Here is a 14,798-nt window from a genome sequence, read left to right as displayed (position 1 = left end):
TCACATATCGCGACTTTCATAACTATCAGTATATGTTCACATTACGTGATTGTAAATAACGATAGACACATTTCGAGTCTGATTTTCCTCGACCATAGGTTGTAAGCTATAATAGCAAATAATTGGATGACGTTATGGGGGTGAACGGATGCGTACGTTCGGAGAACGACTTTCTTACTTAAGGCATCGCAAGGAGTTGTCGCAGGAGGAGTTTTCGAAGATGCTGTCGATTGGGAAAAGCACATTAGGGATGTACGAGACGAATAAACGTGAGCCCGGCCATGATATGACATCACATATCGCAGCATTCTTCGAAGTTAGTGTGGATTGGCTAACGACAGGCAAAGAGTTCACCTATACGCCGATGGCATCTACGCAAGAGGAAATCATCATCAAGGACCTCGTGCAGCGCTATAATATTGATCTGACAAGAGAGCGTACCAGAGCGAAGCTGGAGAAGATCATTCAGCTTGTTTTTGAAGAAACGACTTGATGACCGCATTCTGAATAAACGCAATCAGTTCCTCCGTCGGCACATCTCGCAATTCCGGTATTTCCTTCTTCAATTCTTCGATCATACGCTGAACTTCGTCCATGGACTTCTACTTACCCCTTTGGCAGTTGTTCTTATAGTATTAGTATAAATCGAATTGCAAGATTTGACATATCGATTCAAATTGTTAGATTATTGTTGACATAAACTAGTAAAACATGGTAACGAAAGAGGCTTCCCCTCACGTTCGGTTGAACGTGCGAAGGGAAGCCTCTTGCGCGTGCTTGCGTTACGGCTTGCTAGGCAGTTTGTTCGCTTGACGAATCAGCGAGAAATACTGGTCCGCCAGGACGACGTCATATTCAGGTCCGAGCGAATCGGTAATCGCAACAACGTCTGTAGGTGTCAAGCTCCAAGCCAGAAGACCGATAGAGATGAAGAGCGGCGATTTGCCGTCCCATTTCGCTTTGGCATCGGCGAGAATGTTCTTGCCTTCGCTCACAGCGCTAATGCCTCGGATTGTCGAAACCGGCAATCCATTGCTGATTTGCACTTCGGAAGTATCGCCCCAGCTCAAGAATACTCCTGATGGATTGTACTCCTTAAGGTATGCCGTACTCTTCGCATCACTAAGCGGGATGTTCTGTCCGTCTACACGGTTAAGGATATAAGGAATGTCCATTCCCGTCTGTTTCAGATACTTCTTGCTGTTCTTCAAGAAATCGGCGAACGAGCTGTCCGGCCAAGCGTCCGGGTAGAAGTATCCGGCGCCGGAAGGTCCGGCGATAATTTGATCATTCGCTGTTTGCGAACTCCGGAAGTAGTTCAGCATGACCGGAGCCGCATCATATAACAGCGGGCTGGATGTCCAGTTAATCGGCACTTGACCGCGCTTTGGATCATCCCACAGAATACGCATCCGGTGCTGGTTATACTGAAGGTTGTCCCCTTCACTGAACGTATAGGTGACATAGATTTTGTTCTCTAGCTTCACCGGTGCAGGCGCTTTGGACTTCACATCCTTCGGCTTGGAACCGGAGAACACCGTTAGATTGCTAAACCAGTCTGCGGCCAGAACATAAACGCCATGGTTGGACGTGACTTCAACGCCGTTGAACTCGCCTTCCACATCATTGTTGAACCAACCTAAGTAAGGCGTGCCCGGTTTCACATCAGAGAGGATTTTCTCAAAGAGCTCCTTCTGCGCCGGAACGTTGGAATCGAGCCAGAACACCATCGCTTTATTGGCAACCGCGTAGTCGCGCAGATAACCATACGGCTCCTTCGTCAGTGACGTGAACGGCTTCTCATTGCTTGCACTTACTTTGTATTGATTCCACATTTCTGCGGACACAACCAGCTCTTTCGTACCGGCCGGCGGTGTGAATTTGTACGTGAAGTAACGACCGTTATCCGCAAAACGATGACCGCCGCTGCCATCCGAAACCTGCGAGCTCTGCGGATCATAGAGGAACGGCTCTTCCTCAGGCTTACCCGGAAGGAAATGTGCGATGACTTGGCCATCCGCCTTCACGGTAACTTCATGCACCGCTGCCCCCCATCCGTCAGCCGGGAAAGCATCGCCGAACTTCACATACACATCCGGCTTGCTCAGATATTTGCTCAAGTCGAGGTCATATACTTTCCGATTCGCAGCATCCCGCTCTTCCGTCGGCTCCTGTGCAACCGTTTCGAAGCGGTCCGGCTGTTCGACAGGCGCCTTCGCCGTTACGTCAGGGCTGAGGCCGACTATCATCCGGTGTGTCGTTTCTTTCCATAGATTCTCATACTGCCACGTGTAGGCATCCAACCGGTCTTTGAATTTCCCCTGCAGATCCTCAATTACGCTTAGGTTATAAGGAGCAGCTTTCAGCTGTGCCGCAAGCTCCGGGCTTACTGCAACGCCGCCTCTTAGCCCTGCCAACGTTGTCGCAACGTTAATCGAATCCGGGACGGCCGGATCGTAAACGATGATGCCTTTGACTTCGCCTTTATAGCGCTTCAGAATATCCCAGTAGCTGTCGTAGACGCGGTAGTTTACATTCAGATCGTTAAGCCACTTGAATTTACCTTCTTCTTTGTTCTCAAGCAGGTAGATCCGCGGCTCCTGACGATTCACAATACCCTGCAAGGTACTGAACAACAGCTTTATGTCCCCTGGAGCATCGTAAATATCAGCAACATCAAGCTGCTTCGCCTGTTTGAAGCTTGGAAGCATTTGCTCCTTCGGCCAAGAGATGGACTGCGTAGATTGGTTTGCATTCTGCGGCTGTGGAGCATTCTCCTGAGGAGACTCGGCGAACGTGCCTGACGAGAATGTTATCGTGGATACTAATGCAAGACTGATTGCGGTTAGCTTACGGATCATATTTACTTACACCTCTCAGTTATGGGATTGTAACGCTTCTACAGAATCGTTCGTCGGGCTTCGTAAATCAGTCCCAGTCGCTTACACCCGCACCTCCTCAACAGCCGCTGCTCGTAGCCAACCGAAACTTTAACCTCATGTATATATTTAATATATCTTTTATGATAACACAATCGTTTCGACAAAATTTCCCATAAAAATAAACAGCTAGCCCTACATCTGGGACCACCTCGAATCCATAAACGACATACAAACTGAGAAACTAATAACAAAAAAAGACCGCGATCGCGGTCTTCAGGCTGCCCAAGAAAGTCTCGACAGCCAATGTTAGTCTATACAACATGAATAAAACTGTAACGGTTGTCAGCGTGGCTATTTCGTGAATATATGCCTTTTTGAAACGCTAACGGTTGTGACAGACGTTATTCGCAGCATATTGGTCGATTCCTAGTGGAAAACGTTCAGATAAGCTCGCTGGCAACCGTTAGAAAATAAATAGGGTAAATTCAGGCTAAATAGCCACTGTCACAACCGTTAGAGTTAGAAGCGACAGTAGCATTCGTTCATCGCAGAGGCACAGGACATGCCCCTGCCGGAAGCTGAAAAACCCACGTTCTATCAACGCGGGTTCTCGACAGACCGAAGACCGCGACTGCGGCCTTCGGTCTGTTCCATTCCTAATCAACTACCACAACACTTCCACCTGAACACCATCAGGGCTGTTCGCATAACGGAGCAGCAACGTCATACTCCCCTCATCCCAAACGTAAGCCCTCTGCGACTTGGAACCATCCGCGGCACCTAGAACAACCCGCTTCGGCTCACGCGGGCAGCGGAAGCGCGCAGAAGCCTGAATGCCTTCCGGTCCTCGAGCGACGAACGCAAACCCGCCGTCCCGCTCCTCGATTCCATCGATTCTGGATGCCGCAGCAATAAGCTGCACGCCTTCCCCTACTCTGCTCAGATCATAGAGCAGCGCTTGTTCCCCCGGCTCTACCGTTACCTCATGAAGCACGGGAAGGTCAGCGTTCAGCAAATCCACATATGCCCCGTTCAGCACGAACGACTGCGTATCGACCGACTCTTCCAGCACGGCTGCTATAACATAAGGACCACGGCGCAACGCCATGCGGTTCATCGTTTCCCACTGCGAGCCAGCAGCATCCTGTCCCTGAGCGCCACCCGCTGCCGCAAGCGCTCCCCTGACCGTCAACCGCAGCTGCTCGGCTGCGTCGGCATGAAGCGCGCACTCGGCAGGATGAACATTCAAATAAGCCAGACTTCCTTGGCCAACGGAATAAACACCTGGCTGTAAGGAGGCTTCCAAGCCCAGACATGTAAAGAGATGCTCCATCGGAGAGGCGTATTTCTTTGCCCCCTGATTCCACCATTCACGAACGGTATGGAAGTCGTCGCTGCCATCGCCTACATAGACGAGCGCTCCCCCATCCTTCACCCATTCTGCCAATACATTATGAAGACCGGCCGATTCCGGCTTCATATACTCATAGCTTAGAACCAGCGCTTTGTAGTCATCCAGATAACCCGCGAATCTTCCGGCGTTATCCAGCTGAACAGGCCGTACGGCCGCACCGTGTTTCAATAAAGGCAAGGTCAGCCCATAGAATGGCGACCAATCAAGCAGTTCCATAAACTCGCTGCCAAGCGCCGATGCCACTTCCGTACCGTCATATTTGAATCCGGTCGCCTCTTCGCTCCAATCGGGATGATTGCGCTGGAACATAGCGGAATCCGCCAGCAGCACGCCGATTTGCAGGTTCGAGGTCAACCATTCCGTATCCGGTTGATCCATGTCTGCGAGCGTATTCAGTACAACCTGCAGCTCTGTCGCATAGGTAGCCGGGATGTTTACGCGCCCCCCTTCACCTTGTTTCGGATAGGTGCCATGATAGATCCGTCTAGGCCAAGGGCATACCTCATACCGGCTTACATGCGGATGCAGAAGCGAGGCAACCAAGGTCCGAATATAATTCTGGCGGTAATCCTCCCACGTATGCTTCGGATCATCGGCAATCGGATCATGCAAGAACCACATCCGGCGGTCCGTGCCGCGAACAAGCTCCTGCATAATGCCGTATTCCAGAAAAGCCGTCTCGAAAGTGCGTTCTTTACGAACTCCCTCATAGACATTCGGCGTCTGAGCCGTCCCCGTCCACACCTGCGCAATATAACCGTCAATACCAGGTAGCTCGAGCAGCTTCGACTCCGGGCTGACAATACGCCACTGCGTATAGTTAATCAAACTATGTGTCGGCACATAGAACCGAATATTCCGGTCATACTTGACCTTCGCATATTCCTTCAGCGTGTTGCAAATCCGGTCCAGCGTACGGGCATAGAGATGCACCTTCAGCTTCGAAGCCCGATATTGCGCATCAACCGTCGCATGCGGTGGCTGCCACGGCTCCCGGTAATAAATTTCCCACTCTCGTTTGAAAGCGTCGGAATAGCCGCCTTCCACCCAGAACTCCGGCTCTTCCAAATGGATCGCTTCCACGCCTGCATCAACAGCGACGCGAATTTGCTCGGTTAGGAAATCCGCATAAGCTATCGTCGGCACCATATAGGGGATATCCACGGAAGTCCCGTGAATAATATGCTCGTTTCTGCGATTCTTCTGCGCTTCATCCCAGTGCGTTCTGCCATCCACTTCGCCATTCAAGTAATGCTGATAACCGCCCCAAGATACGCCGGTCATCAGATGCACCACATACCCCTTTTCCTTCCACGTACGAATGCGTTCCTTCAAGTCCCCGCGAATCCCATACACCATGACAAAATCAGTCTGCAAATCATACGACGGATGGTACGGCCCACCCTCCTGAAAACCGGTTAATTCGTTCAAACGATCTCTTGAATTCAAGGACACGGCTGCATGCCTCCTTATTAATGTACAGAGAAAAGGGAAGGTCAGCCCTTCCCTTTCCGGTTTTCCGGCTATGCTTTCAACTTGATGCGGAGCGTCTTAATCTCAAAAGGCTGGAAGGTCAGCTCCGCCGAGCTCGACATTCCCTGCAAAGCAGCTATCGGATTCTCCAGCAGATCAGTCTCCTCGACTGTCTGGCAGGTCAGGCCGAAGTTCACATTTACCAGCGCCCGCGTACCTGAAGCTTCGTACAACCGGATGATAAGATGCTCGCCATCCTCCGCTTTCTTGACAGCCTCGATCATCACATTCGGATTATCGATTTGAATGAGAGAACGCAGCTCGGAACGCCCTGCTGCAGGTGCGGCACCCGCCGACTGCACAACCGTAAGCGGCGTGTTTAGCTCATAACCTTTACGGTACACCTTCGCCTGAACGAAGTCGCCCTGATGCGGATAGATCGCATACACGAACTTGTGCTCAGCACGGTCGCAGGCAGGGTCCGGATAGCCGGGGCTGCGCAGCAAATTCATGTCCAGTACATTTCTCTCCGCACTAAAGCCGTACTTGCTGTCGCTAAGCAGCGCGACACCATAATCAGGCTGTGATAAATCTATATATTGATGTGCGCAAATTTCATCTCTAACGAACTCTACCATTGTATTACGCGTTGTCGGCCGTTTCAGATAGCCGAACTGAATCTCGCAATTGACTTGGTCCGACATTACGGTGACAGGGAAGGAAGTCCGAAGCATTTTCTCCGACTCCTGCCAATCCACTTTCGTTTCGAACTGAATGGTCGTTCCATCCTCAGCCAATACGATACGTTGCTCCAAGAAAGACTCGCCATAGCGATAGGTTTGCACAAGCACTGCATTTGAGCCTTGAATGGAAGCAGAAGAGCTTTCCAGCTGCATCGTACCTGCTACTGTATCTCGGTAATCGCGCGGGAAATCCCATGCATCGCCTTTGTCATGATAGATGGTCAGCACATTCGCTTTCTTGCCGACTTCAATAGATTCTCTGCCCGCGACTTTGTCATAGATCGATAGAATGCTTCCATCCGAAGCAAACGTAACGCGCAGATTACGGTTTTCAAGTGAAGCTTCATCTGCATGCAGCTCATAAGAAGCCTGCCGCTGGTCGTTCCGGTTACTGCGCAGCTCTTCCGAGAGCGCAATAAAGCCCATTGACGGCACTTTGACATCGTATTGAACGCCATTCCGTTCCACTACCTCTTCGCGATCCCATGGCAGCGAATTGACAACGATCGCCTGCCCGCCGGCAATGCCGGACAATCCCGCAACATTCGCATAAGTCTGCTCAATCATCTCTGCCACTCGGGTATGAAGGATTTCATAACGAGCCAGTGATTCATCGAACACACGCGTAATCGAAGAACCTGGCAGGATATCATGGAATTGATATAACAAAACTTCTTTCCATATGGTATCAAGCTCTTCTGTAGGATACGCCTGCCCGCCGAGCACAAGTGCCAGCGATGCAGCAAATTCCAGCTCTCGCAGCGACTTCTCCATTTTGCGGTTATACCATTTGTTTCTCGCTTGCGACGTCAACGTCCCTTGATGCTTCTCCAAATACAGCTCACCGCGGTACGTTTGGAAGCGCGGCCCTTCCTCTGCCAGCTTCTCGAAGAAGGATAGAGAAGATTCCTGAACAACCGGCGGCAATCCGAGCAGATTATGCTCACGCGCCAAACGTTCCAGATGTTCTTCGCCCGGTCCGCCTCCGCCATCACCTATGCCAAACAACATCAAAGCATGCTCGGAAACGTTGCGGTCTAGATAGTTGCTCTCGATCTTCGCAAGCGATCTCGGTGCTCCGGGACTATTATACGTATCCTCAGGCGGCAGATGGGCAAGCACTTTGCTGCCATCAATACCTTCCCAATGAAAGCTATGATGCGGATGCGTATTGTATACGCTCCATGACAGCTTCTGCGTCATCATATAGTCAACGCCGGACTTCTTCAGAATTTGCGGAAGACTCCCGTTGTAGCCGAATACATCCGGAAGCCACAGCACCTTCATCTCCTCGCCAAACTCTTCCTGGAAAAACTTCTTCCCATACAAGATCTGCCTAACCAGCGCTTCGCCGCCGGAAATATTCGTATCCGGCTCCACCCACATGGCGCCTTGTACTTCCCAGCGTCCTTCCTTCACTCTCGCTTTGATCTGGTCGTAGAGGGTCGGATAGTACTCTTTCATCCATTGATACAGCTGCGGCTGACTTGCGCCGAACACATAATCAGGATACTTCTCCATGTTGCGAAGTACGGTCGAGAACGTCCGTGCTCCCTTGCGAATCGTCTCCCGAATCGGCCATAACCATGCCAAATCCATATGTGCATGCCCAATCGCGCTAACCGTCACGGTCGGATCTCCTCCGCGCTTGGCAAGTTGCGTAGCTAGAATCTCCCTAGCGCGAGCAACGGTTTCTTCATTAATGACTTCAAGCACAAGCGCAGCCTCGTATAGGCTCTGAATAACTCGTTCTTTCCTTGCGCCGGCATCAGGCAGTTGCTCCGCCAGTTCCAGCAGCACCTCATAGTCATAATAGAGACGACGGGTTTCGTCGTTGCATATCGCGATATCCGCTTCTTTGAGCGTACCGCTTCGATATTTCCCGAATAAATCATTGCACCCAGCATCTGCCCAGAGTTGAATGGCTTCTCCGGCAGCAGATTCACTGATATCTACCACACGCTTCCCCGGCAATCCAAGGCTGAAATCAAATTCGGAGTTAATGTTGGTGAGTCCTTGATAAGGTGATCCTTCGTTATCAACCAAGCACAGCTCACCATTTACATCAATGAGCAGCACGACTTTCTTCCCCGCAGCGCTCTCCGGCACACTGCCCTCGAAACGGAACCATGCACAATCCCATAAATTTCCCCATTTATCACCCGGCTTCACATCCATGTAGTTTCCGGACGTACGCTCTGCATAAGGGACAGGCTCCTTTGTCACCCACGCTGAAACTGTCAAAGCTGCTATTGGCTCATAGATGGCATTTCGAATTCTCGGCAAGAGCCCTTTTGCCTTTTCCAGTATTATTTTCTTAGTCTCGTAGGGCATTACGGTCCCTCCCCATTCCCTGAACGTTTGTTTTATTAAGAAAGAGGACTGACAAAAACAGTCCTCTGCGTCTTTGTTTCTATTTATTTGGTTACCAGTTCCGCTCTCTTCTGAGCGTCATCCAGAATGGCTTTGATGTCGCCGTCTGTCATAAGCGATTTCACTGCTGCATCACCAAAGATTTGCCAAGCCTTCGAGTTGTCTTTGGAGAAGGTTGGAAGACCTTGAACATTGCCGATCATCGCTTGATAGTGCAGGTACATTTCCGGATGCTTCGTTTTGTAGTCATCCGACTCTGCGATTTCTTTCAGAATTGGCGAGCGCGTGTTGGAATCCGCAATAAGCTGTTGAACATCTTTGCCATACATCGCTCTGATGTAATCAAATGCCGCTTCTTTATTCTTAGCATCTACAGGAACGGAGTGGAATGCAGCTCCGATCGTTACGTTACCCGGTTTGCCGTTTGGCGACAATGGAATCGGCGCCATACCGCACTCTAGGCCAACATTCTTACATTCTTGCGCACGCCATGGGCCATCGATCAAGTAGGCCAGTTGACCTTTATTCCAAGCATCGAAGTATGTACCTTCGTTGTTATTCAACATCAGACCTTTAGGGTGGTTAGCATTCAGTGCTCTTAGCAGCTCGACAACTTCAACGTTAGCATCGGAATTGAAGGTCGGTTGTCCGTTAGCATCGGCAAATGTTCCGCCATTGATTGCAACCAGAGCGCCGTAGCGAAGGTATCCGCCAAAGTTAGGAGCGCCATATACGCCGCCGCCGTAGAATTTGCCTTTACCTGCATCCGTTACTTTCTTCGCGTTGTCTACAAGCTCAGCCCATGTCGTAATTGCTTTCTCAGGATCCAAGCCGGCTTCTTTCACCAGTTTCTTGTTCCAGAACAAGCTGCTTACGCCCGGCTGTGATGCCAAACCATAAATTTTACCGTCGATTTCCATCGGTTTCCACGCTGCAGGAGCAAGCTTCTCACGAATCTCTGCTGCCATATCATCCGGGAATGCTTCAAGCAATCCTTGTTGAGCAAAACCAGGCATTTGCGTTTCGCCTACGATGATGTCCGGAATGTTCTTCGCCAGGAAGCCTGCTGTTTCTTTCTGGATCAGCGGCTCGCCCCAGCCCCAGTCTTCGGTTTTGACGCTAATATTTTTCTCTTTCAATTGCGTGCTGATGAATTTTTGATAATAAAGACCGAATGCTCCGCCTTCGAATTGATTGCCCGGCGTATAGCTTGTATCTGTACCGCCGTCTTTCAGTTCTTTCTCTTTCGTAACTAACAATTCATCCACTAAGCCCACGCCAATGCCGACAGCGCCTTCATTCAATACAGTAAGTGTAACAGGTTCTGCAGCAGCGGGCGTATTCTCCGTTGTTGTATTGTCCGCCTCATTCGTTGCATCTGTTGTCGCTGTGTTGCTTGGTTTCTCATTCTCTGCTGCGGTATTGGTGTTATTCCCGCCGCACGCCGTCAGAGCAACCATTAATAGCGCTGTTCCCATTAAGGCTGTGGTCTTTTTTAATTTCACATGAACCCCTCCATTTGTGGATGACTATTTGCTACATCTGAAATATAACATACTAATATAATATATTCAATATGTTATTTAGATTTATTTTAGCCTTTAATCCCCGTGTTGGCCAACCCTTGCACAATGTACTTCTGGAAGAAAAAGAACATCAATAGGGCAGGAATGGTTGCGCCAAGCCCAAGCGTAATAATGAGCGGCCAGTTCGGTATTCCGGCTGGGCCGGCTGCAGCTGACGACAATCTCGTAATCGCGGCAGGAAGCGTCTGCAGGGAGTCTGTTGATGTATAGAAGAACGGTGTTGCAAAGTCATTCCACGTACCAAGCGCTGTCGTAATTGCTATATATGCCATAATCGGCAGCTGGAGCGGTAACAATAGCTGAAATATGATCCGGAGCGTACTCGCACCATCCACTTTTGCCGCTTCATCCAATTCAAACGGAACCTTCTCAATCGACTGTTTGACTAGGAACGCGCCCATAATATTGATGCTCGGCCCGCCGATGAGGTACACCCACCAAGTATCCAGAATGCCCGTACCGCCATTAAAGATATGATTGCCTCCGGCAAACGGAAATCTTGCATACTCCAAATAAGTAGGGATCAATGCAATCGTACCCGGAATCATTTGTGTACCGAGCAAGAACAGGAACAACTGATCTTTCCCCTTAAACTTCAACCGAGCGAATACATACCCCGCCAGGAAGGAGGTCAATAATGCCCAGAATGTGTTGTAAACCGTTCGAATGGAGGAGTTAATAAAATATTTCTGTACCCCCGCTTCCGTAGAACCATAGAACAGGACCAAATAATTTCGCAGCGTCGGCTCCTTCGGAATCGGGAGCAGCCCTAATACGGATGATGTGAATTCAGCTCTGCTGAAGAAGCCCGCCAATACCATAAATACTAAAGGATATAACAATACAAGGCCGACACCGAACAAAACGATATGCGCGAATAAATGAGTTGGCTTTAATTGAACCGCGACTTGTTTACGAAATCCTGCTGTTGCTGCCATGGTTTATTTCCTCCTTTTCAACGGGATTGTATTGCTTCTGTCCGAATTCGTTGACCAGCGGTAATAGAGCACCGTTACCGCGAATACAACAACCGCCATTACAAGCGACGAGGCTCCCGCCATTCCCATGTTGAAATCCCAGAATGCATCACGATAAATACGGAACACGAGCACTTCTGTCTGTCCGTACGGACCGCCGTTTGTCATAAACAAGACCTGCTCGTAAATTTGAATCGCACCGATCAAGCTGGTAATAACGATATAGGTTGCAATCGGTTTCAGACCAGGCAGTGTGACATTGACCAATTTCCCCCAACGGCCGGCGCCGTCGATTTCCGCTGCTTCATACAACGTCGGGTCAACGGATTGAAGGCCGGCAAGCCAGATGAGCGCCGCACCGCCTACGCCTTTCCAGACCGAGTACACGACGATCCAGAACACACCCCAGAACACGGAGTATTGCCATACAATCGGTTCTTTGCCAATCGATTTCAGAAAGTTATTAATGACACCGTTATTCGTATCCAGAAGGATGTTGAAAATTTGGGTTGTTGCAACTGCCGAAGTAACCGCCGGAATGTACCAGACGGAACGATATACCCCTTTACCGAACAAGGGCATGTTCATCAGCATCGCAGCTCCGAAACCTGCCGCTAAGGTAACTACCGTTACCAAGCCGCCCATCCATATGGATCTCCAGAGCGCTTCATAATACAACGGATCTTGAAAGAATCGAATGTAGTTATCTATTCCAACGAACTTCGGACTGCCGGCAATGCCGATCCATTCGAAGAATCCAAGCAAGAAGCCGAATAGAATCGGGAAACCGGAGAGGACAAGCCACCATAATATCATTGGACCTAAAATAACCGTGGCAATAATCGCATCTCGGTGTTTCTTGGTGAATTTCTTTAGCGTTGACTGACTGCTCACATTTGCACTGTTTTGCAGCGAAGCTTGACTGCTTACAGTTAAACTGCTTTTCTCCATATTCACACGCCTCCTATGTCGAATTATTGTACTTCTTGTTTCAAATCACAGCTTACTCGCTGGAATAACTCTTCAGGCGAATCTCTCTTTATGGGAATAATCATCAGCGGAAAGCGAACTTTGTTCCCTATTCCTTAAACGTCCAGCTGTCATCTTTATCACTTACATCTTAGATTTGTTTCAATTCTCTTCTAAATCCTTCAGCCATACGTCATCGTCAGTATCCGATATGTAAATATCCGGCCGTTGTGCAGCAGCTCTTGCCATGCATGCGTCATACTTGCGTCGAGATGACTTTATGGTTACCACCCCTGTCCCCCTCGTCTCACACGTAACATTCCATATATTAACCTCTATAATATAAATTATATTAATTATATCATTATAGTCAATTGAAATTTATAAAAAAAACCGACAGCGCTGTGAATGTTACATCCACAGCGTTGTCGGTCCTTCTTTTGTGCAGGGTGCCTGTTAGTTTAACTGACCTGTTGTTTTGCGAATGACAAGGCTTGGTTGTAGGTCAATCTTCTTGTAGCTCGGCTGTTTGCCTTTATTGTCAATCACTTGCAGCAACAAGCGAGCAGCTTCTCTGCCGATTTCTTGCTCGGATTGGTCGATGTGCGTCAGCAGGCTGAATTCGTCCAGCAGCGGACTCGGGTTATCAAAGGTAACAATGGAGATATCCTCCGGTACGCGCAGTCCGACTTGCTTGGCAATCGTTAAGATGTGGACGCCGAGCGCACAGTTCAGCGCAATGTAGGCCGTCGCCATCCGGTTCTTGATAAAACGATACAGCGGGTGATCCTGGTTCAATATGGTTTGGTTCTCGCTTGACGTAGTAAATAGTGTATTTACACTCCCTTGCGAAGCATTAACATGGAAATCAGTCAGAATCAGCGCCGGGTTAATGAGCGCGCCTTTCTGTTTCAGCGCTTCATTGTAGCCTTGAATCCGCTCCTCCACCGATACGGTCATAAGCGGAGAGTCCGAACAGATCGCTATATTCCGGTGACCCAGACTCCATAGATGATCAACCGCCAATATGGAAGCTTGGACACTATCAGAAGATACGACATTCGTTTCGACGCCAGGCAGATGACGATCAATTAGCACGAACGGATAATTTTGCATCTTCAGCGCGATAATTTCTTCGTTGTAGACTTCGGCATCCACCGGGAAAATAATCAATCCGTCCACGCTATTCTTCAGCTCACGGATGACTTCCTTCTCCATTTCCTTGGAGTTGTAGGTGAACATGACCACCACGGAATACTTGCTCGCTTCCAGCATTTCCGTAATTCCATGAAGCAGCCGGATCGCGAAGTAATCGCCGATGAACGGAAACACCAAACCAATCTTAGCCCGGTATGTCGCACGATTCGGCACAGGCGTTTCAATCATTGTACTTGTCGCAATATGCGTCTCCGGAATGCCTTTGATGAAGCTTCCTCTACCCGGTATGCGATAGATCCAGCCGTCCTTCGCCAGCTCCGCCAATGCATTAACAACCGTAATCCGACTGACCTCGAACTGATCCATAAGGTCCTTCTCTGTCGGAATTTTATCATCCTCTACCAGCTTCCTGGTTATAATCAGGTCCTTAAAATAATTTTGAATCTGAATATATAGAGGCTCTCTATCCTGACTCATGAGCCAATCCCCCATTATCTATTTATTTCACCGCACGTACCTTTATATCAAATATATCATAAACAATCTGGATTATAAAGTAACCTGACATGGCGCGCCTAATAAAAAATACGTACCACCCATAACCAAACATTTATGCAATTTATTAGATATTTTGTCTCGAAAACTGATGTTTCAAACAATATAATGATCATGTTAAATAATGTGAACACTCCTAGCGAAACAAAAAGAGAAACCCGACAGGTTCATTACCGTGGGTTTCTCCGTGTGTCGAGTTGCGCACCTTCGAGATGATCGCTTGAGCGCATGCTTTGTCGCTTCCAACTCTAACGGTTGTGACAGTGGCTATTCGGCATAAATTCACCTTTTTTATTTTCTAACGGTTGCCAGCGAGCTTATTTGATCGTTTTCCGCTAGGAATCGACCAATCTGGTGCAAATAGCTTCTGTCACAACCGTTACAATTTCAAAAAGGCTTATTTGCATGAAATAGCCACGCTGGCAACCGTTAGACTTTTGTTCATGATGTATAGACAATAAAGCGGCTGTCGGAACTCAAAATAAGAGTAAGGTAGTTACCCGCCACAACCGGGAAGATAGCAAGGAACAAGCGAGGCTAACCGGCAGAGTAATTCCCGCAAGCGACTTTACCGTAAACGCAAAGAAATGATAGAGCGAAACTTTGCGGATGCTAACAAGCTCCACGGATTTCGCTCTCAAATCATCCCCGAAACCTAAGAGAAACCC

At 49.0% G+C, this 14,798-nt stretch carries 10 protein-coding genes and 1 pseudogene; 2 read left to right on the top strand and 9 right to left on the bottom strand.

Features of this window, described 5'->3' with window-relative positions:
* Window positions 1-148: 148 nt before the first annotated feature.
* Entirely contained in the window at window positions 149-493 is a 345-nt protein-coding gene (locus AC0YN4_RS20630) for a helix-turn-helix domain-containing protein (protein ID WP_475836633.1), read from the top strand.
* On the opposite strand, the gene AC0YN4_RS20625 is transcribed toward AC0YN4_RS20630, so the two are convergent.
* From AC0YN4_RS20625 to AC0YN4_RS20585, 9 genes are all read right to left on the bottom strand, one after another.
* Window positions 462-596: a hypothetical protein gene (locus tag AC0YN4_RS20625; protein WP_475784062.1), complete on the bottom strand. Its 135-nt coding sequence runs from the start codon at window positions 594-596 to the stop codon at window positions 462-464. The two genes, AC0YN4_RS20630 and AC0YN4_RS20625, sit on opposite strands and share 32 nt — an antisense overlap.
* Before the next feature lie 186 nt (window positions 597-782).
* Window positions 783-2,861 (bottom strand): GxGYxYP domain-containing protein, encoded by a 2,079-nt coding sequence (locus AC0YN4_RS20620; RefSeq protein WP_475836632.1) that lies wholly within the window; start codon window positions 2,859-2,861, stop codon window positions 783-785.
* 685 nt (window positions 2,862-3,546) lie between these two features.
* Window positions 3,547-5,751: a hypothetical protein gene (locus AC0YN4_RS20615; RefSeq protein WP_475836631.1), complete on the bottom strand. Its 2,205-nt coding sequence runs from the start codon at window positions 5,749-5,751 to the stop codon at window positions 3,547-3,549.
* Between the two features lie 68 nt (window positions 5,752-5,819).
* Complete coding sequence (locus tag AC0YN4_RS20610) at window positions 5,820-8,846, bottom strand: alpha-mannosidase (RefSeq protein ID WP_475784059.1); 3,027 nt, start codon at window positions 8,844-8,846, stop codon at window positions 5,820-5,822.
* Window positions 8,847-8,929: 83 nt separating this feature from the next.
* The gene (locus AC0YN4_RS20605) at window positions 8,930-10,390 is read right to left on the bottom strand and encodes an extracellular solute-binding protein (protein WP_475836630.1); all 1,461 of its coding nucleotides are present in this window, start codon (window positions 10,388-10,390) and stop codon (window positions 8,930-8,932) included.
* Between the two features lie 89 nt (window positions 10,391-10,479).
* Complete coding sequence (locus tag AC0YN4_RS20600) at window positions 10,480-11,409, bottom strand: carbohydrate ABC transporter permease (protein ID WP_090983414.1); 930 nt, start codon at window positions 11,407-11,409, stop codon at window positions 10,480-10,482.
* A gap of 3 nt (window positions 11,410-11,412) precedes the next feature.
* On the bottom strand, window positions 11,413-12,399 hold the full coding sequence (locus tag AC0YN4_RS20595) for a carbohydrate ABC transporter permease (RefSeq protein WP_475784057.1): 987 nt from the start codon (window positions 12,397-12,399) through the stop codon (window positions 11,413-11,415).
* 180 nt (window positions 12,400-12,579) lie between these two features.
* Window positions 12,580-12,708, bottom strand: a complete 129-nt coding sequence (locus tag AC0YN4_RS20590) for a hypothetical protein (protein ID WP_475784056.1) — start codon at window positions 12,706-12,708, stop codon at window positions 12,580-12,582.
* A 165-nt stretch (window positions 12,709-12,873) separates the two neighbouring features.
* Window positions 12,874-14,052 carry a GntR family transcriptional regulator gene (locus tag AC0YN4_RS20585; RefSeq protein ID WP_475784055.1) on the bottom strand — a complete coding sequence of 393 codons (1,179 nt, stop codon included), beginning with the start codon at window positions 14,050-14,052 and terminating at the stop codon, window positions 12,874-12,876.
* 552 nt (window positions 14,053-14,604) lie between these two features.
* On the opposite strand from AC0YN4_RS20585, the pseudogene AC0YN4_RS20580 reads away from it, so the two are divergent.
* Window positions 14,605-14,765 (top strand): annotated as a pseudogene (locus AC0YN4_RS20580) (transposase); the annotation flags it as partial.
* Window positions 14,766-14,798 lie beyond the last annotated feature (33 nt).

The organism is Paenibacillus sp. J22R3, from assembly GCF_056269305.1.
This window is presented reverse-complemented; position numbering and strand designations above follow the sequence as displayed.

What these genes read in the sequence shown, in the direction of transcription:
- AC0YN4_RS20620 (WP_475836632.1), bottom strand. Translation starts at nt 2,861, where the DNA reads ATGATCCGTAAGCTAACCGCAATCAGTCTTGCATTAGTATCCACGATA.
- AC0YN4_RS20630 (WP_475836633.1), top strand. Translation starts at nt 149, where the DNA reads ATGCGTACGTTCGGAGAACGACTTTCTTACTTAAGGCATCGCAAGGAG.
- AC0YN4_RS20595 (WP_475784057.1), bottom strand. Translation starts at nt 12,399, where the DNA reads ATGGAGAAAAGCAGTTTAACTGTAAGCAGTCAAGCTTCGCTGCAAAAC.
- AC0YN4_RS20610 (WP_475784059.1), bottom strand. Translation starts at nt 8,846, where the DNA reads ATGCCCTACGAGACTAAGAAAATAATACTGGAAAAGGCAAAAGGGCTC.
- AC0YN4_RS20585 (WP_475784055.1), bottom strand. Translation starts at nt 14,052, where the DNA reads ATGAGTCAGGATAGAGAGCCTCTATATATTCAGATTCAAAATTATTTT.
- AC0YN4_RS20625 (WP_475784062.1), bottom strand. Translation starts at nt 596, where the DNA reads ATGGACGAAGTTCAGCGTATGATCGAAGAATTGAAGAAGGAAATACCG.
- AC0YN4_RS20600 (WP_090983414.1), bottom strand. Translation starts at nt 11,409, where the DNA reads ATGGCAGCAACAGCAGGATTTCGTAAACAAGTCGCGGTTCAATTAAAG.